The organism is Microbacterium sp. USHLN186, assembly GCF_037145155.1.
In the GTDB taxonomy this organism is placed as follows: Bacteria; Actinomycetota; Actinomycetes; order Actinomycetales; family Microbacteriaceae; genus Microbacterium.
In genome coordinates, this window is the sequence record NZ_JBBCYA010000005.1 from 53,333 (window position 1) to 78,601 (window position 25,269).

Annotated in this window: 37 protein-coding genes; 34 read left to right on the forward strand and 3 right to left on the reverse strand. The window is 66.8% G+C overall.

What is annotated here, in order from left to right; translation table 11 throughout:
* Nucleotides 1-63: 63 nt before the first annotated feature.
* The 25 genes from fusA (at nt 64) to map (ending at nt 16,427) form a co-directional block, all read left to right on the forward strand.
* Entirely contained in the window at nt 64-2,178 is a 2,115-nt protein-coding gene (fusA, locus tag WFG93_RS10835) for an elongation factor G (protein ID WP_336646364.1), read from the forward strand.
* A 171-nt stretch (nt 2,179-2,349) separates the two neighbouring features.
* The gene (gene tuf, locus WFG93_RS10840; RefSeq protein WP_099194577.1) at nt 2,350-3,543 is read left to right on the forward strand and encodes an elongation factor Tu; all 1,194 of its coding nucleotides are present in this window, start codon (nt 2,350-2,352) and stop codon (nt 3,541-3,543) included.
* Between the two features lie 415 nt (nt 3,544-3,958).
* Entirely contained in the window at nt 3,959-4,267 is a 309-nt protein-coding gene (gene rpsJ / locus WFG93_RS10845) for a 30S ribosomal protein S10 (RefSeq protein ID WP_017201594.1), read from the forward strand.
* An 8-nt stretch (nt 4,268-4,275) separates the two neighbouring features.
* On the forward strand, nt 4,276-4,935 hold the full coding sequence (rplC, locus tag WFG93_RS10850) for a 50S ribosomal protein L3 (RefSeq protein WP_099194596.1): 660 nt from the start codon (nt 4,276-4,278) through the stop codon (nt 4,933-4,935).
* A gap of 4 nt (nt 4,936-4,939) precedes the next feature.
* Nucleotides 4,940-5,605, forward strand: a complete 666-nt coding sequence (gene rplD / locus WFG93_RS10855; RefSeq protein ID WP_336646365.1) for a 50S ribosomal protein L4 — start codon at nt 4,940-4,942, stop codon at nt 5,603-5,605.
* Nucleotides 5,602-5,922: a 50S ribosomal protein L23 gene (rplW, locus tag WFG93_RS10860; RefSeq protein WP_182254259.1), complete on the forward strand. Its 321-nt coding sequence runs from the start codon at nt 5,602-5,604 to the stop codon at nt 5,920-5,922. The genes rplD and rplW overlap by 4 nt, the downstream gene beginning before the upstream one ends.
* A 20-nt stretch (nt 5,923-5,942) precedes the next feature.
* The gene (rplB, locus tag WFG93_RS10865) at nt 5,943-6,782 is read left to right on the forward strand and encodes a 50S ribosomal protein L2 (protein ID WP_336646366.1); all 840 of its coding nucleotides are present in this window, start codon (nt 5,943-5,945) and stop codon (nt 6,780-6,782) included.
* 12 nt (nt 6,783-6,794) lie between these two features.
* Nucleotides 6,795-7,076 carry a 30S ribosomal protein S19 gene (rpsS, locus tag WFG93_RS10870; RefSeq protein WP_071640280.1) on the forward strand — a complete coding sequence of 94 codons (282 nt, stop codon included), beginning with the start codon at nt 6,795-6,797 and terminating at the stop codon, nt 7,074-7,076.
* A gap of 38 nt (nt 7,077-7,114) precedes the next feature.
* Nucleotides 7,115-7,516 (forward strand): 50S ribosomal protein L22, encoded by a 402-nt coding sequence (gene rplV / locus WFG93_RS10875; RefSeq protein WP_336646367.1) that lies wholly within the window; start codon nt 7,115-7,117, stop codon nt 7,514-7,516.
* Nucleotides 7,516-8,262, forward strand: a complete 747-nt coding sequence (gene rpsC, locus WFG93_RS10880; RefSeq protein ID WP_336646368.1) for a 30S ribosomal protein S3 — start codon at nt 7,516-7,518, stop codon at nt 8,260-8,262. Before rplV ends, rpsC begins: the two co-directional genes overlap by 1 nt.
* Complete coding sequence (gene rplP, locus WFG93_RS10885) at nt 8,262-8,681, forward strand: 50S ribosomal protein L16 (protein ID WP_336646369.1); 420 nt, start codon at nt 8,262-8,264, stop codon at nt 8,679-8,681. The genes rpsC and rplP overlap by 1 nt, the downstream gene beginning before the upstream one ends.
* Nucleotides 8,681-8,998 carry a 50S ribosomal protein L29 gene (gene rpmC / locus WFG93_RS10890; RefSeq protein WP_336646370.1) on the forward strand — a complete coding sequence of 106 codons (318 nt, stop codon included), beginning with the start codon at nt 8,681-8,683 and terminating at the stop codon, nt 8,996-8,998. The genes rplP and rpmC overlap by 1 nt, the downstream gene beginning before the upstream one ends.
* Nucleotides 8,998-9,312, forward strand: coding sequence for a 30S ribosomal protein S17 (rpsQ, locus tag WFG93_RS10895; protein ID WP_336646371.1), 315 nt, complete (start codon nt 8,998-9,000; stop codon nt 9,310-9,312). The genes rpmC and rpsQ overlap by 1 nt, the downstream gene beginning before the upstream one ends.
* On the forward strand, nt 9,309-9,677 hold the full coding sequence (gene rplN / locus WFG93_RS10900; RefSeq protein ID WP_336646372.1) for a 50S ribosomal protein L14: 369 nt from the start codon (nt 9,309-9,311) through the stop codon (nt 9,675-9,677). The genes rpsQ and rplN overlap by 4 nt, the downstream gene beginning before the upstream one ends.
* A gap of 2 nt (nt 9,678-9,679) precedes the next feature.
* A complete protein-coding gene (gene rplX / locus WFG93_RS10905) occupies nt 9,680-10,039 on the forward strand; it encodes a 50S ribosomal protein L24 (RefSeq protein WP_336646373.1) in 360 nt (119 codons plus the stop codon).
* The gene (gene rplE / locus WFG93_RS10910) at nt 10,039-10,629 is read left to right on the forward strand and encodes a 50S ribosomal protein L5 (RefSeq protein WP_336646374.1); all 591 of its coding nucleotides are present in this window, start codon (nt 10,039-10,041) and stop codon (nt 10,627-10,629) included. Before rplX ends, rplE begins: the two co-directional genes overlap by 1 nt.
* 141 nt (nt 10,630-10,770) lie before the next feature.
* On the forward strand, nt 10,771-11,169 hold the full coding sequence (gene rpsH, locus WFG93_RS10915; RefSeq protein ID WP_336646375.1) for a 30S ribosomal protein S8: 399 nt from the start codon (nt 10,771-10,773) through the stop codon (nt 11,167-11,169).
* Between the two features lie 6 nt (nt 11,170-11,175).
* A complete protein-coding gene (gene rplF / locus WFG93_RS10920; protein ID WP_336646376.1) occupies nt 11,176-11,712 on the forward strand; it encodes a 50S ribosomal protein L6 in 537 nt (178 codons plus the stop codon).
* Between the two features lie 2 nt (nt 11,713-11,714).
* Nucleotides 11,715-12,074: a 50S ribosomal protein L18 gene (gene rplR / locus WFG93_RS10925; RefSeq protein WP_336646377.1), complete on the forward strand. Its 360-nt coding sequence runs from the start codon at nt 11,715-11,717 to the stop codon at nt 12,072-12,074.
* Entirely contained in the window at nt 12,071-12,754 is a 684-nt protein-coding gene (rpsE, locus tag WFG93_RS10930; protein WP_336646378.1) for a 30S ribosomal protein S5, read from the forward strand. The genes rplR and rpsE overlap by 4 nt, the downstream gene beginning before the upstream one ends.
* Nucleotides 12,754-12,939: a 50S ribosomal protein L30 gene (rpmD, locus tag WFG93_RS10935; protein WP_045249910.1), complete on the forward strand. Its 186-nt coding sequence runs from the start codon at nt 12,754-12,756 to the stop codon at nt 12,937-12,939. The genes rpsE and rpmD overlap by 1 nt, the downstream gene beginning before the upstream one ends.
* Nucleotides 12,939-13,496, forward strand: coding sequence for a 50S ribosomal protein L15 (gene rplO, locus WFG93_RS10940; protein WP_336646379.1), 558 nt, complete (start codon nt 12,939-12,941; stop codon nt 13,494-13,496). The genes rpmD and rplO overlap by 1 nt, the downstream gene beginning before the upstream one ends.
* Before the next feature lie 113 nt (nt 13,497-13,609).
* Nucleotides 13,610-14,932 carry a preprotein translocase subunit SecY gene (gene secY, locus WFG93_RS10945; protein WP_336646380.1) on the forward strand — a complete coding sequence of 441 codons (1,323 nt, stop codon included), beginning with the start codon at nt 13,610-13,612 and terminating at the stop codon, nt 14,930-14,932.
* Nucleotides 14,929-15,570 (forward strand): adenylate kinase, encoded by a 642-nt coding sequence (locus WFG93_RS10950; protein WP_336646381.1) that lies wholly within the window; start codon nt 14,929-14,931, stop codon nt 15,568-15,570. Before secY ends, WFG93_RS10950 begins: the two co-directional genes overlap by 4 nt.
* 8 nt (nt 15,571-15,578) lie before the next feature.
* Entirely contained in the window at nt 15,579-16,427 is an 849-nt protein-coding gene (gene map / locus WFG93_RS10955; RefSeq protein ID WP_336646382.1) for a type I methionyl aminopeptidase, read from the forward strand.
* A 16-nt stretch (nt 16,428-16,443) separates the two neighbouring features.
* Here the strand turns inward: map and WFG93_RS10960 are convergent, their stop codons facing one another.
* Nucleotides 16,444-17,370, reverse strand: a complete 927-nt coding sequence (locus WFG93_RS10960) for a hypothetical protein (RefSeq protein ID WP_336646383.1) — start codon at nt 17,368-17,370, stop codon at nt 16,444-16,446.
* A gap of 273 nt (nt 17,371-17,643) precedes the next feature.
* On the opposite strand from WFG93_RS10960, the gene WFG93_RS10965 reads away from it, so the two are divergent.
* From WFG93_RS10965 to rplQ, 7 genes are all read left to right on the forward strand, one after another.
* A complete protein-coding gene (locus WFG93_RS10965; RefSeq protein ID WP_336646384.1) occupies nt 17,644-18,306 on the forward strand; it encodes a DsbA family protein in 663 nt (220 codons plus the stop codon).
* A gap of 143 nt (nt 18,307-18,449) precedes the next feature.
* On the forward strand, nt 18,450-18,671 hold the full coding sequence (gene infA, locus WFG93_RS10970; RefSeq protein ID WP_017201569.1) for a translation initiation factor IF-1: 222 nt from the start codon (nt 18,450-18,452) through the stop codon (nt 18,669-18,671).
* Between the two features lie 61 nt (nt 18,672-18,732).
* Nucleotides 18,733-18,849 (forward strand): 50S ribosomal protein L36, encoded by a 117-nt coding sequence (gene rpmJ / locus WFG93_RS10975; protein ID WP_071644008.1) that lies wholly within the window; start codon nt 18,733-18,735, stop codon nt 18,847-18,849.
* 151 nt (nt 18,850-19,000) lie between these two features.
* Nucleotides 19,001-19,375, forward strand: coding sequence for a 30S ribosomal protein S13 (rpsM, locus tag WFG93_RS10980; RefSeq protein ID WP_099196937.1), 375 nt, complete (start codon nt 19,001-19,003; stop codon nt 19,373-19,375).
* Nucleotides 19,376-19,402: 27 nt separating this feature from the next.
* Complete coding sequence (gene rpsK, locus WFG93_RS10985) at nt 19,403-19,801, forward strand: 30S ribosomal protein S11 (RefSeq protein ID WP_274367565.1); 399 nt, start codon at nt 19,403-19,405, stop codon at nt 19,799-19,801.
* Nucleotides 19,802-19,927: 126 nt separating this feature from the next.
* Nucleotides 19,928-20,917, forward strand: coding sequence for a DNA-directed RNA polymerase subunit alpha (locus WFG93_RS10990; protein ID WP_336646385.1), 990 nt, complete (start codon nt 19,928-19,930; stop codon nt 20,915-20,917).
* Nucleotides 20,918-20,952: 35 nt separating this feature from the next.
* Entirely contained in the window at nt 20,953-21,486 is a 534-nt protein-coding gene (gene rplQ / locus WFG93_RS10995) for a 50S ribosomal protein L17 (protein WP_336646386.1), read from the forward strand.
* 109 nt (nt 21,487-21,595) lie between these two features.
* Here the strand turns inward: rplQ and WFG93_RS11000 are convergent, their stop codons facing one another.
* A complete protein-coding gene (locus WFG93_RS11000) occupies nt 21,596-23,179 on the reverse strand; it encodes an AMP-binding protein (RefSeq protein WP_336646387.1) in 1,584 nt (527 codons plus the stop codon).
* A 36-nt stretch (nt 23,180-23,215) separates the two neighbouring features.
* Entirely contained in the window at nt 23,216-24,184 is a 969-nt protein-coding gene (locus WFG93_RS11005; RefSeq protein ID WP_336646388.1) for a PAS domain-containing protein, read from the reverse strand.
* A 46-nt stretch (nt 24,185-24,230) separates the two neighbouring features.
* Between WFG93_RS11005 and WFG93_RS11010 the strand changes: the two genes are divergently transcribed.
* Together WFG93_RS11010 and WFG93_RS11015 are read left to right on the forward strand one after the other, a co-directional pair.
* The gene (locus WFG93_RS11010; RefSeq protein WP_336646389.1) at nt 24,231-24,377 is read left to right on the forward strand and encodes a hypothetical protein; all 147 of its coding nucleotides are present in this window, start codon (nt 24,231-24,233) and stop codon (nt 24,375-24,377) included.
* A gap of 71 nt (nt 24,378-24,448) precedes the next feature.
* The gene (locus tag WFG93_RS11015; RefSeq protein WP_336646390.1) at nt 24,449-25,246 is read left to right on the forward strand and encodes a sulfite exporter TauE/SafE family protein; all 798 of its coding nucleotides are present in this window, start codon (nt 24,449-24,451) and stop codon (nt 25,244-25,246) included.
* Nucleotides 25,247-25,269 lie beyond the last annotated feature (23 nt).

Sequence of the window (25,269 nt, forward strand, 5' to 3'; positions counted from 1 at the left end):
GCCGCCACCGCGGCATCCGCTCCCACTCTCTGTTCGTTCCTGAACCATCCCGGAGGAACCCCCGTGGCACAAGAAGTGCTCACCGACCTGAGCAAGGTCCGCAACATCGGCATCATGGCCCACATCGATGCCGGCAAGACCACCACCACCGAGCGCATCCTGTTCTACACGGGTGTCAACCACAAGCTCGGCGAGACCCACGACGGCGCCTCGACGACCGACTGGATGGAGCAGGAGAAGGAGCGCGGCATCACGATCACGTCGGCCGCCGTGACCTGCTTCTGGAACAAGAACCAGATCAACATCATCGACACCCCCGGTCACGTGGACTTCACCGTCGAGGTGGAGCGCTCGCTGCGCGTGCTCGATGGTGCGGTCGCCGTCTTCGACGGCAAGGAGGGCGTCGAGCCCCAGTCCGAGACCGTCTGGCGTCAGGCCGACAAGTACAACGTGCCCCGCATCTGCTTCGTCAACAAGATGGACAAGCTGGGCGCGGACTTCTACTACACCGTCGACACCATCGTGAACCGCCTCGGCGCGAAGCCCCTCGTGCTGCAGCTGCCGATCGGCTCCGAGAGCGACTTCATCGGCGTCGTGGACCTCATCGAGATGCGCGCGCTGGTGTGGCCGGGCGACTCGAAGGGTGACGTGACCATGGGCGCCTCCTACGAGGTGCAGGAGATCCCGGCCGACCTCAAGGACAAGGCCGAGGAGTACCGCCAGCAGCTGCTGGAGACGGTCGCCGAGACCGACGACGAGCTTCTCGAGAAGTTCTTCGGCGGCGAGGAGCTCACCATCGCCGAGATCAAGGGCGCCATCCGCAAGATGGTCGTCGCCAACGAGATCTACCCGGTGCTCTGCGGCTCCGCGTTCAAGAACCGCGGTGTGCAGCCGATGCTGGACGCCGTCGTCGACTACCTGCCCAACCCCCTCGACGTGGGCGCCATCGAGGCGCACGACCCGAAGGACGAGGAGAAGGTCATCGAGCGTCACCCCGACGCCAACGACCCGTTCTCGGCCCTCGCGTTCAAGGTCGCCGTGCACCCGTTCTTCGGTCGCCTCACCTACGTGCGCGTGTACTCCGGTCACCTGGACTCCGGCTCCGCGGTCGTGAACTCGACTAAGGGCAAGAAGGAGCGCATCGGGAAGATCTTCCAGATGCACGCCAACAAGGAGAACCCGGTCGACTCGCTCACCGCGGGCAACATCTACGCCGTCATCGGCCTGAAGGACACCACCACCGGTGACACCCTCGCCGACCCGGCCGCCCCGGTCGTCCTCGAATCGATGACCTTCCCCGAGCCCGTCATCGAGGTCGCCATCGAGCCGAAGACGAAGGCCGACCAGGAGAAGCTGGGCCTCGCGATCCAGAAACTCGCCGAGGAGGACCCGACCTTCCGCACCGAGCTGAACCCCGAGACCGGTCAGACGACCATCAAGGGCATGGGCGAGCTGCACCTCGACATCCTCGTGGACCGCATGAAGCGCGAGTTCAAGGTCGAGGCGAACGTCGGCAAGCCCCAGGTGGCGTACCGCGAGACGATCAAGAAGGCCGTCGAGAAGCACGACTACACCCACAAGAAGCAGACCGGTGGGTCGGGCCAGTTCGCGAAGATCCAGTTCAACATCGAGCCGCTCGAGCTCGACGCCGAGAAGACGTACGAGTTCGTCAACGCCGTGACCGGTGGTCGCGTGCCGCGCGAGTACATCCCCTCGGTCGACGCGGGCTTCCAGGACGCGATGAACGTCGGCGTGCTCGCCGGCTACCCGATGGTCGGCGTCAAGGCGACCCTCGTCGACGGTGCCGCCCACGATGTCGACTCCTCGGAGATGGCGTTCAAGATCGCGGGCTCGATGGGCTTCAAGGAGGCCATCCGCCGTGCGAACCCGGTGCTGCTCGAGCCGCTCATGGCCGTCGAGGTCCGTACGCCCGAGGAGTACATGGGCGACGTCATCGGCGACCTGAACTCGCGTCGCGGGCAGATCCAGTCGATGGAGGACGCCCAGGGCGTCAAGGTCGTGCGCGCCTCGGTGCCGCTGTCCGAGATGTTCGGCTACATCGGCGACCTGCGCTCGAAGACCTCGGGCCGTGCGGTCTACTCCATGGAGTTCGACAGCTACGCTGAGGTGCCCCGCGCCGTCGCGGACGAGATCGTCCAGAAGACCAAGGGCGAGTAAGCCCTGCCGCTCCCTGTGCCCCTGGCCCTTCGACAGGGTCAGGGGCCCAGGGAGCGGACACCCCACAACTTCACATTCACTCTCCACTAAACTGAGAAACCGAAATCCGTAGGGAGCCGGTCACAATCCAGTGCCCGGCCATCTCTACACGAACGTCCTGAGGAGGACCCAGTGGCCAAGGCCAAGTTCGAGCGGACCAAGCCGCACGTCAACATCGGAACGATCGGTCACGTCGACCACGGCAAGACCACGCTGTCTGCCGCCATCTCGAAGGTGCTCGCCGACAAGTACCCGTCGGACACCAACGTCCAGCGTGACTTCGCCTCGATCGACTCGGCTCCCGAGGAGCGTCAGCGCGGCATCACCATCAACATCTCGCACATCGAGTACGAGACCCCGAAGCGCCACTACGCGCACGTCGACGCACCCGGCCACGCCGACTACGTCAAGAACATGATCACCGGTGCCGCCCAGATGGACGGCGCGATCCTCGTCGTCGCCGCCACCGACGGCCCGATGGCTCAGACCCGCGAGCACGTGCTGCTCGCCAAGCAGGTCGGCGTGCCGTACCTGATGGTCGCGCTGAACAAGTCCGACATGGTTGACGACGAGGAGATCCTGGAGCTCGTCGAGCTCGAGGTCCGCGAGCTGCTCTCGGCTCAGGGCTTCCCCGGCGACGACGCTCCGGTCATCAAGGTCTCGGCTCTCGGCGCCCTCAACGGCGAAGAGAAGTGGGTCGACTCGATCCTCGAGCTCATGCAGGCTGCTGACGACAGCATCCCGGACCCCGAGCGTGACCGCGACAAGCCGTTCCTGATGCCGATCGAGGACGTCTTCACGATCACCGGTCGTGGCACGGTCGTCACGGGCCGCGCCGAGCGTGGCACCCTGGCCATCAACTCCGAGGTCGAGATCGTCGGCATCCGCCCGACCCAGAAGACCACCGTCACGGGTATCGAGATGTTCCACAAGCAGCTCGACGAGGCCTGGGCCGGCGAGAACTGCGGTCTGCTGCTGCGCGGCACCAAGCGTGAGGACGTCGAGCGCGGCCAGGTCGTGGTCAAGCCCGGCTCGATCACCCCGCACACGGAGTTCGAGGGCACTGCGTACATCCTGTCCAAGGACGAGGGTGGCCGCCACAACCCCTTCTACACGAACTACCGTCCGCAGTTCTACTTCCGCACCACCGACGTGACCGGCGTCATCACGCTGCCCGAGGGCACCGAGATGGTCATGCCCGGTGACACCACCGACATGAAGGTGGACCTCATCCAGCCCATCGCCATGGAAGAGGGCCTCGGCTTCGCGATCCGTGAGGGTGGCCGCACCGTCGGCGCCGGCACGGTGACCAAGGTCATCGCGTAAGCACCTGCTCCACTGAAGAGGGGTCGGGCCTTCGGGCCCGGCCCCTCTTCTGCGTGCGAGGGGGCCGTCGCGGCCGCGCCAGGCGCCTCGGTCCGGCCCGCGACACGCCCGGGTTTGCGGTGCCAGAATCCGCGTGGCAGAATAGTCAGGTTCCACATTTCTGCGCTCTTGATGCGCGGAATCACTGTCACGAAAGTGCATAGACGGCTCCCCGACGCGGGACGCAGGGTTCTAGGCCACGGGCAGCAGAACACCACTCCCACTCGAAGACGCGAGCATCATGTGCTGGCGTCTTCATGGTGAAAACAGAACAGCGGTGCGCAAGTGCCGAGGCGCGAACAGCGCCGTCGCGCGTCCAATGCCCCAGGGTCACCCGGCCCCGGACGGTACGACGCCTATAGAGAGAGAGCAGACAATGGCGGGACAGAAGATCCGCATTCGCCTGAAGTCGTATGACCACGAGGTCATCGACACGTCGGCACGCAAGATCGTCGACACCGTGACCCGTGCGGGCGCGACTGTCGTCGGCCCCGTGCCGCTTCCGACCGAGAAGAACGTCGTGTGCGTCATCCGGTCGCCCCACAAGTACAAGGACAGCCGCGAGCACTTCGAGATGCGCACGCACAAGCGTCTGATCGACATCGTCGACCCGACGCCGAAGGCCGTCGACTCGCTGATGCGTCTCGACCTGCCCGCCGATGTCAACATCGAGATCAAGCTCTGAGGTCCGCCATGGTTGACATCAACGCAAAGATTTCCAAGGGCATGCTCGGCACCAAGCTCGGCATGACGCAGGTCTGGAACGAGAACGGGAAGCTCATCCCCGTCACCGTCATCGAGCTGGCGCCGAACGTGGTCACCCAGGTTCGCACCCCCGAGAAGGACGGCTACAACGCCGTGCAGATCGCCTACGGCCAGATCGACCCGCGCAAGGTCAACAAGCCGCTGACCGCCCACTTCGAGGCAGCCGGCGTGACCCCGCGTCGCCACGTCACCGAGATCCGCACCGCGGATGCCGCTGACTACTCGCTCGGCCAGGAGCTCACGCTCGACGGCGTGTTCGAGGCCGGTCAGCTGGTCGACGTCGTCGGCACCAGCAAGGGCAAGGGCACCGCCGGTGTCATGAAGCGCCACAACTTCGCCGGTGTCTCGGCATCTCACGGTGCGCACCGCAACCACCGCAAGCCCGGCTCGATCGGCGCGTCGTCGACCCCGAGCCGCGTGTTCAAGGGCATGCGCATGGCCGGCCGCATGGGTGGCGAGCGCGTGACCGTCCTCAACCTCACGGTGCACGCCATCGACGCCGAGAAGGGACTCATGCTCGTCAAGGGCGCCGTCCCCGGTGCTCGTGGTCGTATCGTGTACGTCCGCAACGCAGTGAAGGGTGCCTGATCCCATGGCTGACTCCACTCTGGCAATCGACGTCCTGTCGGTCGACGGCAAGAAGGCAGGCTCGGTCGAGCTGCCCGCTGCGATCTTCGACGTCGAGACCAACGTCCCCCTGATCCACCAGGTCGTCGTCGCGCAGCTCGCCGCTGCTCGTCAGGGCACCCACGCCACGAAAACTCGTGGCGACGTGTCCGGCTCCGGCAGCAAGCCCTTCAAGCAGAAGGGCACGGGTAACGCCCGTCAGGGCTCGATCCGCATGCCGCAGCACCGCGGTGGTGGCACGGTTCACGGCCCGCAGCCGCGTGACTACTCGCAGCGCACCCCCAAGAAGATGATCGCCGCCGCCCTCCGTGGAGCGCTCAGCGACCGTCTGCGCGGACAGCGTCTGCACGCGGTGGAGGCGTTCGTCGCCGACAGCACCCCTTCGACCAAGGCCGCGGCCGGCCTGCTCGCCGCCGTCGCCCCGTCGAAGAACGTGCTCGTCGTCATCGAGCGCTCCGACGAGCTGACCAGCAAGAGCGTCCGCAACCTCGCGAACGTGCACCTGATCAGCTTCGACCAGCTGAACGCCTACGACGTGGTCGTCTCCGACGACATCGTCTTCACCAAGGCCGCCCTCGAGAGCTTCATCGCCTCGAAGACCGGTGCGACCGCAGAGGAGGTCTCGGCATGACCGAGCAGAACGTCCTCGCGACGGCCCTGAACAAGGACCCGCGCGACATCATCCTGGGACCGGTCGTCTCTGAGAAGAGCTACGGCCTGATCGATGAGGGCAAGTACACCTTCCTCGTCGACCCGCGCGCCTCGAAGACCGAGATCAAGCTCGCCATCGAGAAGATCTTCGGCGTCAAGGTCGCCTCGGTCAACACGATCAACCGCGTCGGCAAGGCCCGCCGCACCCGCTTCGGCACCGGCAAGCGCAAGGACACCAAGCGCGCGATCGTTGCACTGAAGTCGGGTTCCATCGACATCTTCACGGCAGTCGGCTGACCGGGGGATAAGGACAGATAATGGCTATTCGCAAGTACAAGCCCACGACCCCGGGTCGCCGCGGTTCGTCTGTGGCCGACTTCGCCGAGATCACTCGATCGACGCCCGAGAAGTCGCTGCTGCGTCCGCTCTCGAAGACCGGTGGTCGCAACAACCAGGGCCGCATCACGACCCGTCACATCGGTGGTGGCCACAAGCGCCAGTACCGCGTCATCGACTTCCGTCGCAATGACAAGGACGGCATCAACGCCAAGGTCGCGCACATCGAGTACGACCCCAACCGCACCGCGCGCATCGCGCTGCTGCACTACTTCGACGGCGAGAAGCGCTACATCCTCGCGCCGACGAAGCTCAAGCAGGGCGACGTCGTCGAGTCGGGTGCCGGCGCGGACATCAAGCCAGGCAACAACCTGCCGCTGAAGAACATCCCCACCGGTACCGTGATCCACGCGATCGAGCTGCGTCCCGGCGGCGGAGCGAAGATGGCCCGTTCGGCCGGCGCCTCGGTGCGTCTGGTCGCGAAGGACGGCCCCTACGCCCAGCTGCGTCTGCCCTCGGGCGAGATCCGCAACGTCGACGCCCGCTGCCGCGCCACGATCGGCGAGGTCGGCAACGCCGAGCAGTCGAACATCAACTGGGGCAAGGCCGGCCGCAAGCGCTGGAAGGGCGTGCGCCCGACCGTCCGCGGTGTCGCCATGAACCCGGTCGACCACCCGCACGGTGGTGGTGAGGGCAAGACGTCCGGTGGTCGTCACCCCGTCTCCCCGTGGGGCCAGGCTGAGGGTCGTACCCGTCACGCCAACAAGGAAAGTGACAAGTACATCGTCCGCCGCCGTAACGCCGGCAAGAAGCGCAAGTAGGAGTAGAGGAAGATGCCACGCAGTCTCAAGAAGGGCCCCTTCGTCGACGAGCACCTGCTTCGCAAGGTGGTCGGACAGAACGAGTCCGGTACGAAGAACGTCATCAAGACCTGGTCGCGACGCTCGATGATCATCCCCGCCATGCTGGGACACACCATCGCCGTGCACGACGGTCGCAAGCACATCCCCGTGTTCGTGACCGAGACCATGGTCGGCCACAAGCTGGGCGAGTTCGCGCCCACCCGCACCTTCCGCGGCCACGAGAAGGACGACAAGAAGGGCCGTCGCCGCTGACGCGGTGACGCTCTGGACAGAAACAGAGGAGGAGAAAAATGGTGGACTCCATCGCACGCGTCAAGCACATCCGCGTGACCCCTCAGAAGGCTCGTCGTGTCGTCGCGCTCATCAAGGGCAAGCAGGCGCAGGAAGCACTGGCCATTCTGAAGTTCGCACCTCAGGGTGCCAGCGAGCCGATCTTCAAGCTCGTGCACGCTGCCATCGCCAACGCGTCGGTCAAGGCCGACCGCGACGGCGAGTTCCTGGACGAGCAGGACCTGTACGTGAAGAACGCGTACGTCGACGAGGGCACGACGCTCAAGCGCTTCCGCCCGCGTGCTCAGGGTCGTGCCTCGCAGATCAAGAAGCGCACGAGCCACATCACGGTCGTGCTGGCCACTCCGGGGGTCGCTGACGCGGCCGCACCGGCGGCCCAGACGAAGAAGGCGAGCAAGTAATGGGCCAGAAGGTCAACCCGTACGGCTTCCGCCTCGGCATCACAACGGACCACGTGTCGCGTTGGTTCTCGGACTCGACCAAGCCGGGCCAGCGTTACGCCGACTACGTCGCCGAGGACATCAAGATCCGTTCCCTGCTGCAGAAGCAGCTCGACCGCGCCGGCGTCTCGAACATCGAGATCGAGCGCACCCGCGACCGCGTGCGCGTGGACATCCACACCGCACGTCCGGGCATCGTCATCGGCCGCCGCGGCGCCGAGGCCGAGCGCATCCGCGGCGACCTCGAGAAGCTCACCGGCAAGCAGATCCAGCTGAACATCCTCGAGGTGAAGAACCCCGAGGCCGACGCTCAGCTCGTCGCGCAGGGCATCGCCGAGCAGCTCTCTGCTCGTGTGGCGTTCCGTCGCGCGATGCGCAAGGGTCTGCAGGGCGCGCAGCGCGCCGGCGCCAAGGGCATCCGCATCCAGGTCTCCGGCCGCCTCGGCGGCGCGGAGATGAGCCGCTCGGAGTTCTACCGCGAGGGTCGTGTGCCGCTGCACACGCTGCGCGCGAACATCGACTACGGCTTCTACGAGGCGAAGACCACCTTCGGCCGCATCGGCGTGAAGGTCTGGATCTACAAGGGCGACCTCACCAACAAGGAACTCGCACGCGAGCAGGCCAACCAGAAGCCCTCTCGTGACCGTGGCGACCGTCGCCGTGCCCCGCGCAACGAGGCTCCGGTCGCAGAAGGAGCGTCGGCATAATGCTCATCCCTCGCAAGGTCAAGTACCGCAAGCAGCACCACCCGAAGCGCTCGGGCCAGGCCTCCGGCGGCACCAAGGTGTCTTTCGGTGAGTTCGGCATCCAGGCGCTGACCTCCGCGTACGTGACGAACCGTCAGATCGAGTCCGCTCGTATCGCGATGACCCGTCACATCAAGCGTGGTGGAAAGGTGTGGATCAACATCTACCCCGACCGTCCGCTCACGAAGAAGCCCGCCGAGACCCGCATGGGTTCGGGTAAGGGCTCGCCGGAGTGGTGGGTCGCCAACGTCAAGCCGGGCCGCGTCCTCTTCGAGGTCGCGGGCGTGAACGAGGAGCTCGCACGCGAAGCCCTCACCCGGGCCATTCACAAGCTGCCGCTCAAGGCACGCATCATCAAGCGCGAGGAGGGCGACGCGTAATGGCGATCGGCACCAAGGAGCTCGCATCCGCCGAGCTCGACACGTTCGAAGACCAGCGCCTCGTCGAGGAGCTGCGCAAGGCCAAGGAGGAGCTGTTCAACCTCCGTTTCCAGTCGGCCACCGGCCAGCTGGAGAGCCACGGCCGCATCCGCACCGTCAAGCGCGACATCGCACGCCTGTACACGGTGATCCGCGAACGCGAGCTGGGCATCCGTGCGACGCCCGCTCCGGTCGAGGCTCCCGCCAAGGCGAAGAAGAGCAAGGCCAAGAAGGCGGATGCCGCTGACGAGGCCGCTCCGAAGGAGGAGGCCGAGTAATGGCTGAGAAGAAGACTGCCGACGCCGTCGAGCACGCCGAGCACGACGTGCGCGAGGCCGGTGCCCGCGGTTACCGCAAGGCCCGCCGCGGCTACGTCGTCAGCGACAAGATGGACAAGACCATCGTCGTCGAGGTCGAGGACCGCGTGAAGCACCCGCTGTACGGCAAGGTCATCCGCGTGACCTCGAAGGTCAAGGCGCACGATGAGGAGAACACCGCCGGCATCGGCGACCTGGTCCTCATCAACGAGACCCGCCCGCTGAGCGCCACCAAGCGCTGGCGTCTGGTGGAGATCCTGGAGAAGGCAAAGTGATCCAGTCAGAGTCCCGCCTCAAGGTCGCCGACAACACCGGCGCGAAGGAGCTGCTCACCATCCGCGTTCTCGGCGGCTCGAGCCGTCGTTACGCCGGACTGGGCGACACCATCGTCGCGACGGTCAAGGACGCGATCCCCGGTGGAAACGTCAAGAAGGGCGATGTGGTCAAGGCCGTCATCGTCCGCACCGTCAAGTCGACTCGTCGTGCAGACGGCTCGTACATCAAGTTCGACGAGAACGCCGCCGTCATCCTGAAGAACGACGGGGAGCCCCGTGGCACCCGCATCTTCGGACCGGTCGGCCGTGAGCTTCGCGACAAGAAGTTCATGAAGATCGTCTCGCTCGCCCCGGAGGTCATCTGATCATGGCGAAAATCAAGAAGGGTGACCTGGTTCAGGTCATCACCGGCCGCAAGCAGGACAAGGGCGGCGACCGCGGCAAGCAGGGTAAGGTCCTCGAGGTCCTCGTCGAGCAGAACCGCGTCGTCGTGGAGGGCGTCAACTTCGTCACCCGCCACACCCGCGTCGGCCAGACCCAGCGCGGCACCAAGACCGGAGGCATCGAGACCGTCGAGGCCCCGATCCACATCTCCAACGTCGCCCTCGTCGACCCCTCGACCAAGAAGCCGACCCGCGTCGGCCGCCGCGTCGAGGAGCAGGTCAAGGACGGCGTGAAGCGCACGGTCCGCGTGCGCTACGCGAAGACGTCAGGTAAGGACCTCTGATGAGCGACACCACTGCCGTGGAGGCTGGCAAGATCCAGCCCCGCCTGAAGCAGAAGTACAACACCGAGATCAAGAAGGCTCTGCAGGAGCAGTTCGGCTACGCGAACGTCATGCAGATCCCCGGTCTGGTCAAGGTCGTCGTGAACACCGGTGTCGGCGAGGCTGCTCGCGACTCCAAGGTGATCGACGGCGCCATCGACGACCTCACCAAGATCACCGGTCAGAAGCCGATCGTGACGAAGGCCCGTAAGTCCATCGCGCAGTTCAAGCTGCGCGAGGGTCAGGCCATCGGCGCGCACGTCACCCTCCGTGGCGACCGCGCGTGGGAGTTCGTCGACCGCCTCGTCAACCTGGCCCTGCCCCGCATCCGCGACTTCCGCGGTCTGTCGGGCGACCAGTTCGACGGCAACGGCAACTACACCTTCGGTCTCCAGGAGCAGAGCGTGTTCCACGAGATCGATCAGGACAGGATCGACCGCGTCCGCGGCTTCGACATCACCGTGGTGACCACGGCCAAGACGGATGACGAGGGCCGCGCGCTCCTGCGCGCGCTCGGCTTCCCGTTCAAGGCCGCCGACGCCCCGGCGTAAGCGAAGAGCGCCGCACCTCGGGATGGGGAGGGATGCCGCACAGCATCCCTCCCCGCATCCCGTACAATTGAAGATTGTGTGTTCACGAAGGTCGGCGTCCGTGTAACGGGCGTCGAAACCTCTGATCGAAAGTAGATACTCATGACAATGACAGACCCGGTCGCAGACATGCTGACCCGTCTGCGCAACGCGAACTCGGCGCACCACGACTCCGTGACCATGCCGTCGAGCAAGCTCAAGACGAACATCGCCGAGATCCTCCGCCAGGAGGGCTACATCGCCGGCTTCGAGGTCACCGACGCGCGCGTCGGCAGCGACCTCACCCTGTCGCTCAAGTACGGTCCCAAGCGCGAGCGGTCCATCGCCGGCATCAAGCGTGTGTCGAAGCCCGGTCTGCGCGTGTACGCGAAGTCGACCGAGCTGCCCAAGGTCCTCGGCGGCCTGGGCGTTGCCATCCTGTCCACCTCCTCCGGTCTTCTCACCGACCGTCAGGCTGAGCAGAAGGGCGTGGGCGGAGAAGTTCTCGCCTACGTGTGGTGATCTGACATGTCGCGTATCGGACGACTTCCCATCGACATCCCCGCGGGTGTGACCGTCTCGGTCGACGGCCGCCAGGTCGCAGTCAAGGGCCCCAAGGGCGAGCTCTCGCTCACCCTGGCCAACCCCATCGAGGTCACGGTCGAGGAGAACCAGATCCTGGTCACCCGCCCCGACGACGAGCGCGAGTCGCGCTCGCTGCACGGACTGACCCGCACCCTCATCAACAACAACATCATCGGCGTCACCCAGGGTTACACCAAGGGCCTCGAGGTCGTCGGCACCGGTTACCGCGTGCAGCAGAAGGGCGGCTCGATCGAGTTCGCGCTCGGCTTCTCGCACCCGGTCCTCATCGACCCGCCCGCGGGCATCACCCTGACGGTCGAGGGCACCAACAAGGTGACCGTGAGTGGCATCGACAAGCAGGCTGTCGGCGAGGCCGCTGCCAACATCCGCAAGATCCGCAAGCCCGAGCCGTACAAGGGCAAGGGTGTGCGCTACGCCGGCGAGGTCGTGCGTCGCAAGGCCGGAAAGGCTGGTAAGTAACCATGGCTGTCAAGTCCAAGTCCGCCGCCCGCGCACGTCGTCACGCCCGTCTTCGCAAGAAGATCGTCGGCACCGACCTGCGCCCGCGTCTCGTCGTCAACCGCTCCGCGCGCCACGTGTTCGTGCAGCTGGTCGATGACGCCAAGGGCCACACCGTGGCATCCGCTTCCACGCTCGAGACCGACCTGCGCTCCTTCGACGGTGACAAGACCGCCAAGGCCCGCAAGGTGGGCGAGCTCGTCGCCGAGCGCGCGAAGGCCGCCGGCGTTTCCGAGGCAGTGTTCGACCGTGGCGGCAACCGCTACGCCGGTCGTGTCGCAGCCATCGCCGAAGGCGCCCGTGAAGGGGGGCTGGCACTGTGAGTGACATCAAGGAGAACCAAGTGACCGAAACCGCTCCTGCCGAGGCTCAGGCCGAGCCGCAGCGCGAGCAGCGTGACGGCCGTCGCGGAGGCCGCGACCGCGGTCAGGGCCGCGACCGCAACTCGCGCGACCGTGGCGACAACCAGTTCCTGGAGCGCGTGGTCACCATCAACCGCGTCTCGAAGGTCGTGAAGGGCGGTCGTCGCTTCAGCTTCACCGCTCTCGTGGTCGTCGGCGACGGCAACGGCCTGGTGGGCGTCGGCTACGGCAAGGCCCGCGAGGTGCCGCTGGCGATCTCGAAGGGCGTCGAGGAGGCCAAGCGCAACTTCTTCCGCGTGCCGCGCGTCGCCTCGACCATCCCGCACCCCGTGCAGGGCGAGGCCGCTGCCGGCGTGGTGCTGCTGCGTCCCGCCGCCGCCGGTACCGGCGTCATCGCGGGTGGTCCCGTCCGCGCCGTGCTCGAGTGCGCCGGCATCCACGATGTCCTGTCGAAGTCGCTCGGCTCGTCGAACACGATCAACATCGTGCACGCGACCGTCGAGGCGCTGCAGTCCCTCGAGGAGCCGCGCGCCGTCGCCGCTCGCCGTGGTCTCGACTACGACGCCGTCGTTCCGGAGATCATCATCCGCAACGAGGCGAAGGCCGCTGCCGCCGCCGCTGCGCAGAAGGTAGGTGCCTGATGGCTGCGCGCCTCAAGGTCACGCAGGTCAAGTCCAAGGTGAGTGAGAAGCAGAACCAGCGCGACACGCTGCGTTCGCTGGGCCTCAAGCGGATCGGCGACTCGGTCGTCCGTCCCGACGACGCGCAGACCCGCGGCTACGTCCGCGCGGTCGCTCACCTCGTCAAGGTTGAGGAGATCGACTAATGGCTGAGAAGAACGAAACCGTCGAGGCCGCCAAGGCCCCGAAGGCCGCCAAGGCCGCTCCGGCCACGGCAGCGAAGAAGGCCCCCGCGAAGAAGGACGCCGAGGCCCCGGCCGCGCGTCCCTCCGTGCTGAAGGTGCACCACCTGCGTCCGGTCCCCGGCGCTCACACCCCGAAGACCCGTGTGGGTCGCGGTGAGGGCTCCAAGGGAAAGACCGCCGGCCGTGGAACCAAGGGCACCAAGGCGCGCAACACCGTGCGCGCCGGCTTCGAGGGTGGGCAGATGCCGCTGCACATGCGCACCCCGAAGCTGCGCGGGTTCAAGAACCCGTTCCGCGTCGAGTACCAGGTCGTGAACCTGGCCAAGCTCGCGGAGCTGTACCCGCAGGGTGGCGACGTCACCGTCAGCGACCTGGTCGCCAAGGGCGCCGTGCGCAAGAACGAGAAGGTCAAGGTCCTCGGCGACGGCGACATCTCGGTCAAGCTCACCGTGTCGGTCGACAAGGTCTCGGGCAGCGCCGAGCAGAAGATCGTCGCCGCCGGCGGTTCGGTCAACTGAACCACCCGCTGTGAACGCGGAGAGGGGTCGGAGATTCTCCGGCCCCTCTCGTGCGTTACCCTGGACTTTCGGCCGTCCTTCGATGTTCGGCAATCCCTTCAGGAGGAACGCCCTTGTTTAGCGCCATTGCGCGAATCTTCCGCACGCCTGACCTGCGGCGGAAGATCCTTTTCACCATCGGCATCATCGCCCTGTACCGGCTCGGCTCCAATGTGCCGGCGCCCTTCGTGAACTTCCCCAACGTCGAGCAGTGCCTGGCTGCCAACGCCGGTACCGACGGCCTGCTCGGACTGGTCAACCTCTTCTCCGGCGGCGCGCTGCTGCAGCTGTCGATCTTCGCGCTCGGTGTCATGCCGTACATCACCGCGACGATCATCACCCAGCTGCTGCGTGTCGTCATCCCGCACTTCGAGACCCTGCATCAGGAGGGGCAGGCGGGCCAGAGCAAGCTCACCCAGTACACCCGGTACCTCACGATCGCCCTCGCACTGCTGCAGTCGGCGACAGTGGTCACGGTGGCGCGCAGCGGGCAGCTCTTCGGTCAGACGGATGTCGCGGCGTGCAACAACCTGCTCACGAACGACGTGTGGTGGGCGCAGGCGCTCATCATCATGGCGATGACGGCCGGCACGGGCCTGATCATGTGGATGGCCGAGCTGGTCACCGAGCGCGGAGTCGGCAATGGCATGTCGCTGCTCATCTTCACCTCGATCGCGGCGACCTTCCCGTCGTCGATGTGGGCCATCTGGGAGGCCAAGGGCTTCGAGACCTTCCTGCTCGTCATGATCATCGGCATCGTCGTGATGTCGCTGATCGTGTACGTCGAGCAGTCGCAGCGTCGCGTGCCCGTGCAGTACGCCAAGCGGATGGTCGGGCGTCGCACCTACGGCGGCACCAACACCTACATCCCGATCAAGGTGAACATGGCGGGTGTGATCCCGATCATCTTCGCTTCGTCGCTGCTGTACGTGCCCATGCTCATCGCCCAGTTCAACACGCCCGCCGACGGCAGCGAGCCGCCGGCCTGGGTGGCGTGGGTCTCGACGAATCTGGCATCGGGCGATCAGCCGCTGTACATGGCGCTGTACTTCCTGCTGATCATCGGCTTCACGTACTTCTACGTCGCGATCACGTTCAACCCGGTCGAGGTCGCCGACAACATGAAGAAGTACGGCGGGTTCATCCCCGGCATCCGCGCCGGACGACCCACCGCCGAGTATCTCGACTACGTGATCACCCGAATCACGTTCCCCGGTTCGCTCTATCTGGGCCTCGTCGCGCTGATCCCGCTGATCGCGCTGGCGACGGTGCAGGCCAACCAGAACTTCCCGTTCGGCGGGGCCTCGATCCTCATCATCGTGGGTGTCGGTCTCGAGACGGTGAAGCAGATCGACGCGCAGCTGCAGCAGCGCCACTACGAAGGGCTCCTCCGATGACAGCATCCGCCACGATTCCTGAGCGTGCCGAAGGACAGCACGAGTCGGCATCGGCTCGCCTTCTGATCGTCGGGCCGCAGGGCTCGGGCAAGGGCACCCAGGGCGTGCGTGTCGCGGCGGCGCTGAGCATCCCCGTCGTCTCCACCGGCGACATCTTCCGCGCGAACATCAAAGACGGCACCGATCTCGGCCGGCAGGTCACCGCGATCCTCGACGCGGGTGACCTCGTCCCGGATGAGCTGACCAGCGAGATCGTGCGCGACCGTCTCTCGCAGGACGATGCGGCACGCGGCTTCCTGCTCGACGGCTACCCGCGCAACACCGCGCAGGTGCACCACCTCGACGCGTTCCTCGCCGAGGGCGGCGCATCCCTGGCGGCCGTGATCCTGCTCGACGTGCCCCGCGAGGAGAGCATCGCCCGGCTGAGCCTGCGTGCGGTGGAGCAGGGGCGTTCGGACGACACCGACGAGGCCATCGCGCATCGCCTGGACATCTACGAGCGCGAGACAGCGCCGATCATCTCGGTGTACGAGCAGCGCGGGATCGTCGACCGCATCGACGGCGTGGGCTCGCTCGACGAGATCACCGAGCGCATCTCCGCCGCGCTGGCCGCGCGCGGCATCGGCCAGCTGGTCTGATCCGCTCGATGTTCCGCAGGTCGATCTACAAGACCCCCGCGCAGCTGCGCGCCATGGTCGAGCCCGGGCTGATCACCGCTGCGGCGCTCGACGCGGTGCGTCCACTCGTGCGGGCGGGCGTCACGACGGCGGAGCTGGATGCCGCGGCCGAGACCACGATCCTGGCTCGTGGCGCGGAATCGAACTTCCAGCTGGTGCGCGGGTACCGCCACACCACGTGCATCTCGGTGAACGAGCAGGTCGTGCACGGCATCCCGGGGGAGCGCGTCCTCGAGCCGGGTGACATCGTCTCGGTCGACTGCGGTGCTCAGTACCAGGGGTGGAATGGCGACAGCGCGGTCACTTTCGTGGTGCCGGACGACGCGCGTCCCGATCTCGTGGCGCGGCGTGAGGAGCTCTCGCGCGTGACCGAGGGGTCGCTGTGGGCGGGCGTCGCGGCGATGGCATCCGCCACCCACATCGGCCAGATCGGCGGGGCCATCCAGGACTACATCGAGGCGCAGGGCCTTTCGGAGGTGTCCGGTCAGACCTACGGCATCCTGCGGGAGTACGTCGGCCACGGCATCGGACGCAAGATGCACGAGTCGCCCAGCGTGTTCAACTACCGCACCCCGGATGCCGGCGCCGAGGTCCGCCCCGGACTCGTGCTGGCGATCGAGCCGATGGTGACCGCCGGAACCGAGACCACCTTCGTCGAGGACGACGACTGGACCGTCTCGACCATCGACGGCTCCGACGGCGCGCACTGGGAGCACAGCGTCGCCCGCCACGAGGGCGGCATCTGGGTGCTCACCGCGCCCGACGGCGGTGCGGACGGGCTCGCGCCCTTCGGCGTGACGCCCGTCCCGATCCCGTAGCGCAGGGCGCGGCGCGTCATCGGCCCGAGAAACCACATCCGGCGTCGGAAACCGCCTCTCGGCTGGTTTCGCGTGGCAGATATGGTTTTTCGCGCGGACGGGTCTTCAGGCTCGCGAGCTTGGCGGGCTCGCGCGAGTGCGCGATGGGCACGCCGGCGGCGCTCAACGCGTTCACGAGCGGAGTGACCCTCCACACATCGCCCAGATCCCAGCGCGCGAACGCATGCCCATGTCGTCGCAGCCTGTCCTCCCTGCGCTTCTCGTCCCGCAGGTGCTGCTCCGCCTTCCTCGGGTCGTCGAAGTCGTACTTCCCCCAGCCATCGGCTTCACCGATGGCGTTCACGGACGGAAACAGGAAGTCGACGCGATCGACTTCGTCCTCGTAATGGAACTCGCGCTGCAGCTTTGGGTGCTCGAAGCCGCACCAGGTGATGACCGCCCGGCTCACGCTTTCCGCAGGCGACTCCGCACCGCCATCTGCGTGGTCGAGCACCCAGGCCATCGGTCCGCGGCCGCGTCGATTCTGCTGTGAGAGCCCCAGGTCGCGTATCGCGTCCACACTGGTGAAGCCCTCCTGCCTGGGCGAGACGGCGGCATCGGCGACAGCGAGGCCCTGCGCGAGGGGGAGCACGCGAATCAGGTCCACGGCGGTGTCGAGGGGAGAGGTCGTGAGCACGCCCCGGACATTCCCGAACTCGCGCGGGTTCGCGCTCGTGTGCACCGCGACATCGCCGAACCGCCGGGATGCGGAGCGGCCCGCATCGTAGACGTGGATGTCCTTGGGCTCGTTGAAGTAAGGCAGCCCGAGCAGCACCGCGGCGGACTCGAGGCACAGGACGGCGTCGGGATGCTTGCGCGCGAACGCGTGCACACGGACGGCGTATCGCTGCCATGCCGGCAGGTTCTCGTACGCCGCGCGTTCGACATAGATCCCCGCGCGCACGCGGATTCTGCCATCTGTGGAGCCTTCGGGCGAGAGTGCCGCCTGTGCAGTACGAGCGCGCCAAGGTGAGAAACGACCTTGTGCGTGAGAATCCTCTTCGCGCGCGAGAAACCACGGCTGCGCTGGTTTCTGACGCGCAATGTGGTTTCTCGCTGGGGGAGCGCGGAGCGTGGTGGGGACGCGCACGGGAACGGCGGCGGGCTCACATGCGGGGCATAGTGAGCGGACGGCAGAATGGGTGGCGACAATTTTGCCATTGAAGATCGGACTGTCATGGCCCACGCCCAGAGCAAGCCCAACTGGTTCGCCATCGGGATCTCCATCGCCGTCGTCGTCGTGCTCGTCGTGCTCGGCATCGTCGTCGTCGCGCTGAACAACAAGGCCACGGATGCCGGCCCCGCGCCGTCCAGCAAGATCCTCGACGCCGAGACCGGTGCCATCACCTACGGCGACGGCAAGGACACCGTGGCCGTCTACATCGACTTCATGTGCCCCATCTGCAACGACTTCGAGCAGACCTACGGCGAGCAGCTGCAGAAAGCCGCCGAGGACGGGAAGATCACACTCGAATACCACCCGATCGCGATCCTCGATCGCTTCTCGCAGGGCACGGACTACTCCTCCCGCGCGGCCAACGCCGTGTTCTGCGTGGCCGAGAAGGCGCCGGACAAGGCCCTCGACTACATGAACACGCTCTTCGAGAACCAGCCCGAGGAGAACACTCCGGGACTCACCGACGAGCAGCTCGCCGACTTCGCGAAGCAGACCGGTGCAGACAAGGCCGCATCGTGCATCACAGAGGGCACCTACAAGAAGTGGGGCGCTGCGCAGGCCGTGCAGCACGAGATCAAGGGCACCCCGACCGTGGACATCAACGGCGAGCGGCTGGACTTCCAGAAGGGCGAGCTGCAGAAGATGATCGACCTCATCAGCTGACCCGCGTTTGCCGGATGCCCCGCGAGGGTATACCATGGAGCGTTGGTGCCTTGCGCCTGTTCTGGCGTGTCCGAACAGGCGGCACCACCACTCATCACCCACCCACCGCAGATCGACCGATCTGCAGAAGCGTCAGCGAGGCTATGGCTAAGAAAGACGGTGTCATCGAGATCGAGGGCGTCATTTCCGAGGCGCTGCCCAACGCGATGTTCCGCGTTGAGCTCAGCAACGGACACAAGGTGCTCGCCACGATCTCCGGAAAGATGCGGCAGAACTACATCCGCATCATCCCCGAGGACCGCGTGGTCGTGGAGCTCTCGCCCTACGACCTGACCCGCGGCCGGATCGTCTACCGCTACCGCTGATCGGTCGAGAAGTAACGGCCTGCCCCGTCGGGGCGGTACGAAGACAGCGATTAGGAAAATCATGAAGGTCAACCCCAGCGTCAAGCCCATCTGCGACCACTGCCGCGTGATCCGTCGTCACGGACGCGTCATGGTCATCTGCAAGTCGAACCCGCGTCACAAGCAGCGCCAGGGCTGAGACCGACCTCGTACAACTGAAAATCTGATACAGGCAGGTCGGATGCCGACTGCCGGGTTCTGCACAGAGCCCAGCAGACGGCGGACACCCCGGGGCGGAGGCCCGGGAACGGATTCTGCTCCACACCTCCATCACACTCCAGGAGAACCGCATGGCACGTCTTGCCGGCGTTGACATCCCGCGCGACAAGCGCGTGGTGATCGCCCTCACCTACATCTACGGCATCGGCCGTACCCGCTCCGTCGAGATCCTCAAGGCGACCGAGATCGACGAGTCGATCCGCGTCAAGGACCTCACCGACGAGCAGCTGGTCGCCCTGCGCGACCACATCGAAGGCAACTACAAGGTGGAGGGTGACCTGCGCCGCGAGGTCGCCGCCGACATCCGCCGCAAGGTCGAGATCGGCTCCTACGAGGGCCTGCGCCACCGTCGTGGCCTTCCGGTCCGCGGTCAGCGCACCAAGACCAACGCGCGTACCCGCAAGGGCCCGAAGCGCACCGTCGCCGGCAAGAAGAAGGCCCGCTAAGCGGCCAGGGAATAGGAGAACACTTTCATGGCTGCACCCAAGGCCGCCGCGCGCAAGCCGCGCCGCAAGGAGAAGAAGAACATCGCGCTGGGCCACGCCCACATCAAGTCGACGTTCAACAACACCATCGTCTCGATCACCGACCCGTCCGGCGCTGTCATCAGCTGGGCCTCGTCTGGTGGCGTGGGCTTCAAGGGCTCGCGCAAGTCGACGCCGTACGCCGCCGGCATGGCAGCGGAGTCCGCTGCTCGCCAGGCAGCCGAGCACGGCGTCAAGAAGGTCGACGTCTTCGTGAAGGGTCCGGGCTCGGGCCGCGAGACCGCAATCCGCTCGCTGCAGGCCGCCGGCCTCGAGGTGGGGTCCATCCAGGATGTCACCCCGCAGGCGCACAACGGCTGCCGTCCGCCGAAGCGCCGCCGCGTCTGATGCGCTGTCTGCCCCTCCCGAGCCGTCGTCGGCGCGGGAGGGGCGGACGTGCCCACGCTCTTCCACAACTTCAGACCTCACCACCCACATGTCATATAGCGGGCATGTGATCGAAAGGAACACATAGTGCTGATCGCACAGCGTCCCACTCTCACCGAGGAGAAGATCTCCGAGAACCGCAGCCGGTTCATCATCGAGCCGCTCGAGCCCGGCTTCGGATACACGATCGGCAACGCGCTGCGCCGCAGCCTGCTGTCGTCGATCCCCGGCGCATCGGTCACCACCATTCGCATCGACGGCGTGCTGCACGAGTTCAGCACGATCCCCGGTGTGAAGGAGGACGTCACCGAGATCATCCTCAACATCAAGCAGCTCGTCGTCTCGAGCGAGCGCGACGAGCCCATCACCGCGTACCTGCGCAAGACGGGCGCCGGCGAGGTCACCGCAGCCGACATCTCCGCTCCGGCGGGTGTCGAGGTGCACAACCCCGACCTGGTCATCGCGACGCTCAACGACACCGCGCGCTTCGAGCTCGAGCTCACCATCGAGCGTGGCCGCGGCTACGTCTCCGCAGCGCAGAACCGCAACGAGTACGCCGAGGCCGGCCAGATCCCGGTCGACTCGATCTACTCCCCGGTGCTCAAGGTCAGCTACCGCGTCGACGCCACCCGTGCCGGTGAGCGCACCGACTTCGACAAGCTCGTCCTGGACGTCGAGACCAAGTCGTCGATCCTCCCGCGTGACGCGGTCGCATCCGCGGCGAAGACCCTCACCGAGCTGTTCGGCCTCGCCCGCGAGCTGAACGTCGAAGCCGAGGGCATCGAGATCGGCCCGCCGCCGGTCGAGGCTGCACTCTCCAGCGAGCTCTCCATGCCGATCGAGGACCTCGATCTGTCGGTGCGCTCGTACAACTGCCTCAAGCGGGAGGGCATCAACACCGTTTCGGAGCTGGTCGCCCTTTCCGAGACGCAGCTGATGAACATCCGCAATTTCGGACAGAAGTCGGTCGACGAGGTGCGCGACAAGCTCGTCTCGCTCGGTCTGTCGCTGAAGGATTCGGTGCCCGGTTTCGACGGCGCCCACTTCTACAGCGCAGGCGAAGACGAGTCCTTCTGAAACCCGACATCTTCCTGATCAGGAGTTAGACGATTATGCCCAAGCCCAGCAAGGGTCCCCGCCTCGGAGGCGGCCCCGCACACGAGCGCCTGCTTCTCGCGAACCTCGCGGCCGCGCTGTTCACCCACAAGTCGATCAAGACGACCGAGACCAAGGCCAAGCGCCTGCGTCCGCTCGCCGAGCGCCTCATCACGCTCGGCAAGCGCGGCGACCTGCACGCGCGTCGTCGTGCGCTCACGGTGCTGCGTTCCAACAAGGATGCCGCGCACGTGCTGTTCAACGAGATCGCACCGCTGGTCGCCGAGCGTGAGGGCGGCTACACCCGCATCACCAAGATCGGCAACCGCAAGGGTGACAACGCGCCCATGGCCGTGATCGAGCTCGTCCTCGAGCCGGTCACCCCGAAGCGCAAGGCCGCCAAGCCCGCTGCCGAGACCCCGAAGGCCGAGAAGGTCGAGGAGGCTCCCGCCGAGGAGACCACCGAGGCTCCGGTCGAGGAGACCACCGAGGCTCCCGTGGAGTCCGCGGAGGAGACCACCGAGGCTCCTGCCGAGGAGAAGGCCGAGTAAGACCTTCCCCGCTTCGAAGAAGCCCGCCGCCCCTTCCGGGGAGGCGGGCTTCTTCGCGTGCACAGCAGGCCGGGGCCAGACCGGGCCCGACCCGATGGGCAAGACCGGGTCAGCGGCTCTCGCGCGCGCGCAGGTCCTTTCGAAGGAGCTTCCCCGAGCCGGACTTCGGCACCGCGTCGATGAACTCCACCCGCCGCACGCGCTCGTGCGGCGCGACCCTCGCCGTCACGAACTCCATCACCTCATCGGCGGTCAGCGCGGCATCGGGCTGCGTCACGACGAACGCCTTCGGCACCTCCTGGCCGTCCGCATCCGTCACCCCGATCACCGCGGCATCCGCCACTGCCGGATGCTCCAGCAGCACTGCCTCCAGCACCGCGGGCGCGACCTGGTAGCCCTTGTACTTGATCAGCTCCTTCAGGCGGTCGACGATGCGGAAGATTCCGTCGGCGGTCACCGTGGCGATGTCGCCGGTGTGCAGCCACCCGTCGGCGTCGAGCATCTCGGCGGTGGCGTCCGGTCTGTTCAGATATCCCACCATGACCTGGGGCCCGCGCACCCACAGCTCGCCGGCCGCGCTCGCGCCGCTGTGCGGCACAGTCACGTCCGTTCCCGTCTCCGGGTCGACCAGGCGCGCCTCGGTGTTCGGCACGAGCGGACCGATCGACGACTTGTCGATATCGGTGCGCTCGGCGGGGATGAGGTTCACCGCGGGGCTCGTCTCGGTGAGCCCGTAGCCCTGCACGACCTCGCACCCCAGCCGGCGGGCGACCGCATTCGCCAGGCCGCCGTCGAGGGGCGCGGCGCCCGAGAAGATCACCTTCACCGCCGACAGGTCGTACTGGTCGACGACCGGGTGCTTGGCGAGGGCGACCGCGATCGGCGGGGCGATGAACACCCAGGTGGTGCGATGCTCGGCGATGATGCGCAGGAACTCGATCAGGTCGAACTTCGGCATCGTGACGAGTCCCGCGCGCACGCGCAGCGCGAAGTTCAGCAGCACGGTCATGCCGTAGATGTGGAAGAACGGCAGCACCGCCAGGATCCGGTCGGAGCGGTCCACGCTCAGCATCGCCTGGGCTTGCGCGACATTGGCGATGAGGTTGCGATGCGTGAGCATGACGCCCTTGGGTCGCCCGGTCGTGCCGGAGGAGTAGGGCAGCACGGCGAGATGCGTGGCCGGGTCGAACGACACGTCCGGGGCGGTGTGCCCCTCGCCCAGCAGGTCGCGCAGGCTCGGGTGCCCCTCTGCACCGTCCAGCACGATGAGGTGATCGTCGGGCAGACCGCGGCGCCGCGCCGCTTCCTTCGCCCCGGCCAGCAGGGGACCGACCGTGACGAGCCACTGCGCGTCAGCGTCCTCGAGTTGGCTGGCGATCTCGTCTGCCGTGTACAGCGAATTGATCGTCGTCGCCGTGGCACCCGCGCGCAGGATGCCGTGGAACACGGTGGCGAAGGCCGGGACGTTCGGGCAGAGCACGGCCACACGATCGCCCACCCCGATGCCCCGAGCGGCCAGCGCTCCGGCGAACAGATCGATCTGACCGACCAGCTGCCGGTAGGTCGTCTCGGTTCCCGACGTGCCGTCGACGATCGCGATGGAGTCGAGCGCGGCATCGTCGAGATCCGCGAACAGGTAGTCGAAGATGGCGACCGCGGGGATGTCGACGTCGGGCAGGCTGCTGCGAAGCATGTGATCTCCTTCGATCAGAGCGGCGGCTTCTGGGTGTCAGTCTCGCACGGCTTGAGACACCGTCTCAATGGTCCGGTAGCGGGTGCCGGGGCGGCCCTTGGTGGAGTAATCCAGGGCGCGCACCGCGCGACCCGTGCTCGCGAGGTGCTCGAGATAGCGCCGCGCGCTCACCCTGGACATCCCGAGCACATCGCCGAGTTCGGCCGCTGACGTGTCGGGGTGCTCGTCGAGTGCGATGACGACCCGGTCGAGTGTCTCGGCGCTGAGCCCCTTGGGAAGGCCGGCACGGCGGCGGAACGCGATGATGGCATCCGCCGCCTCCACCCGGCGCACGACGTCGTGCAGTTCCGTGTGATCGCGTAGCAGCAGGGTGGCACCCACCGCTTCGCCGTCCAGCCGCGCACCGGTGCCGCGAGCGACCAGCACATGGCTGCCGACGATCACCGGACGCCCCGCATCCTCCCCGTCGCGCAGCACGGCGAGCAGCTCGTCGTCGAGCACGTCCGCCGCCCGCGCACCGGTCAGGACTCCGTCATCCGCCCCCAGCAGACGGGCAGCGGCGTCATTGGCCAGCGTGATCGTCCCCGAGGAGTCGACCGTGATCACGCCCTCGCTGAGGCCGTGCAGCGTCGTCTCCTGGTTGCGCACCAGAGCGGTGATCTCATGCGGCTCGAGCAGGTGGATGCGTCTGCGGATCACCGCCGTCACCCACGCAGAGCCGAAGATGCCCAGCACCACCGCGACCAGCATCGCGCCGATGATCCACGTGAGATTGCCGACGAACTCTCCCGTGCCCTGAGACTCGAGGATGCCGACCGAGACCGTGCCGATCACCTCGGAGCCGTCGAAGACCGGCCCCTTCACGCGCCACGACGGGCCGAGCGTGCCGGTCTGCGTGCCCATGTAGATCTCACCGGAGAGCGGCACCGACGCATCGGTCGACACCTTCTGGCCGATCCGCTCGGGATTGGGATGCGAGAAGCGGATGCCGTCGGCGTCGGCCACCACGACATAGGTGAGGTCGGATGCCCGGGGTGACCCGACGACCCTGGTGGCCCAGCCGTTCGCGGCCAGCGCCTACGCGGTGCTCGCGGCGCTGGTCGCGGGCGGACTCTGGCTGCGGCGGCGTCAGCGCCGCTACGAGCAGGCGCTGACCGAGTCGATCGCCGTGCCGATCAAGGCGGATCAGGAGGTCTGAGGAGGGCCACCACCGTGCCCGAGCAGGGCACGGATCAGGAGCGCGGGGCCGCCGGCGATACGCTGGACTGCGTGAACGCAGAGCAAGAGGCCATCGTCCGGGGGCCCCGCGCCTACCTCACCTTCATCGGCATCGGCCTCACGGCGGGACTGCTGTCGGGACTCTTCGGGGTCGGCGGCGGCACGGTGATCGTTCCCTTGCTCGTGCTGCTGCTGAGCTTCGATCAGCGACGTGCCGCCGGCACCTCGCTCGCGGCCATCGTCCCCACCGCGGCGGTCGGCGTGATCTCGTACGCGGCATCCGGCTCGGTCGCCTGGATCCCCGCGCTGATCCTCGCGGCGGGCGCCGTCGTCGGTGCGCAGATCGGCGCGCGGCTGCTGCCGCGGGTATCCCAGAGTGCCTTGCGCTGGGGCTTCGTGGTGTTCCTCGTGATCGTCATCGTGAGCCTGTTCCTGGTCATCCCCTCGCGGGCAGCCGAGTTCGAGCTGAACTGGCTGAACGGCGTCGGCCTGGTCCTGGTCGGAGTGGTGACCGGCGTCATCGCCGGGCTGATCGGAGTCGGCGGGGGAGTGATCATCGTGCCCGTGCTGATGCTGGGCTTCGGCACGAGCGATCTCGTCGCCAAGGGGACCTCCCTGCTCATGATGATCCCCACTGCGGTATCCGGCACGGTCGGCAACCTGCGCCACCGCAACGTCGACCTGCTCGCCGCCGCGCTCATCGGCGTCGCCGCGTGCACGACCACCGCAGTCGGGGCATGGCTGGCGACGCTGATCGATCCGCTTCTCGGCAACATCCTGTTCGCTGCCTACCTCGTGGTCATCGCGGTGCAGATGTCACTCAAGGCGCTGCGCAGCCGCGGACGCTGAGGGTTTTCGCTGGGAGCCCGCGA

Coding starts and splice junctions, on each gene's coding strand:
- rpsJ (WP_017201594.1), top strand. CDS start 3,959: ATGGCGGGACAGAAGATCCGCATTCGCCTGAAGTCGTATGACCACGAG.
- rplC (WP_099194596.1), top strand. CDS start 4,276: ATGGTTGACATCAACGCAAAGATTTCCAAGGGCATGCTCGGCACCAAG.
- rplD (WP_336646365.1), top strand. CDS start 4,940: ATGGCTGACTCCACTCTGGCAATCGACGTCCTGTCGGTCGACGGCAAG.
- rplW (WP_182254259.1), top strand. CDS start 5,602: ATGACCGAGCAGAACGTCCTCGCGACGGCCCTGAACAAGGACCCGCGC.
- rplB (WP_336646366.1), top strand. CDS start 5,943: ATGGCTATTCGCAAGTACAAGCCCACGACCCCGGGTCGCCGCGGTTCG.
- rpsS (WP_071640280.1), top strand. CDS start 6,795: ATGCCACGCAGTCTCAAGAAGGGCCCCTTCGTCGACGAGCACCTGCTT.
- rplV (WP_336646367.1), top strand. CDS start 7,115: ATGGTGGACTCCATCGCACGCGTCAAGCACATCCGCGTGACCCCTCAG.
- rpsC (WP_336646368.1), top strand. CDS start 7,516: ATGGGCCAGAAGGTCAACCCGTACGGCTTCCGCCTCGGCATCACAACG.
- rplP (WP_336646369.1), top strand. CDS start 8,262: ATGCTCATCCCTCGCAAGGTCAAGTACCGCAAGCAGCACCACCCGAAG.
- rpmC (WP_336646370.1), top strand. CDS start 8,681: ATGGCGATCGGCACCAAGGAGCTCGCATCCGCCGAGCTCGACACGTTC.
- rpsQ (WP_336646371.1), top strand. CDS start 8,998: ATGGCTGAGAAGAAGACTGCCGACGCCGTCGAGCACGCCGAGCACGAC.
- rplX (WP_336646373.1), top strand. CDS start 9,680: ATGGCGAAAATCAAGAAGGGTGACCTGGTTCAGGTCATCACCGGCCGC.
- rplE (WP_336646374.1), top strand. CDS start 10,039: ATGAGCGACACCACTGCCGTGGAGGCTGGCAAGATCCAGCCCCGCCTG.
- rpsH (WP_336646375.1), top strand. CDS start 10,771: ATGACAATGACAGACCCGGTCGCAGACATGCTGACCCGTCTGCGCAAC.
- rplF (WP_336646376.1), top strand. CDS start 11,176: ATGTCGCGTATCGGACGACTTCCCATCGACATCCCCGCGGGTGTGACC.
- rplR (WP_336646377.1), top strand. CDS start 11,715: ATGGCTGTCAAGTCCAAGTCCGCCGCCCGCGCACGTCGTCACGCCCGT.
- rpmD (WP_045249910.1), top strand. CDS start 12,754: ATGGCTGCGCGCCTCAAGGTCACGCAGGTCAAGTCCAAGGTGAGTGAG.
- rplO (WP_336646379.1), top strand. CDS start 12,939: ATGGCTGAGAAGAACGAAACCGTCGAGGCCGCCAAGGCCCCGAAGGCC.
- WFG93_RS10950 (WP_336646381.1), top strand. CDS start 14,929: ATGACAGCATCCGCCACGATTCCTGAGCGTGCCGAAGGACAGCACGAG.
- map (WP_336646382.1), top strand. CDS start 15,579: ATGTTCCGCAGGTCGATCTACAAGACCCCCGCGCAGCTGCGCGCCATG.
- WFG93_RS10965 (WP_336646384.1), top strand. CDS start 17,644: ATGGCCCACGCCCAGAGCAAGCCCAACTGGTTCGCCATCGGGATCTCC.
- infA (WP_017201569.1), top strand. CDS start 18,450: ATGGCTAAGAAAGACGGTGTCATCGAGATCGAGGGCGTCATTTCCGAG.
- rpmJ (WP_071644008.1), top strand. CDS start 18,733: ATGAAGGTCAACCCCAGCGTCAAGCCCATCTGCGACCACTGCCGCGTG.
- rpsM (WP_099196937.1), top strand. CDS start 19,001: ATGGCACGTCTTGCCGGCGTTGACATCCCGCGCGACAAGCGCGTGGTG.
- rpsK (WP_274367565.1), top strand. CDS start 19,403: ATGGCTGCACCCAAGGCCGCCGCGCGCAAGCCGCGCCGCAAGGAGAAG.
- rplQ (WP_336646386.1), top strand. CDS start 20,953: ATGCCCAAGCCCAGCAAGGGTCCCCGCCTCGGAGGCGGCCCCGCACAC.
- WFG93_RS11000 (WP_336646387.1), bottom strand. CDS start 23,179: ATGCTTCGCAGCAGCCTGCCCGACGTCGACATCCCCGCGGTCGCCATC.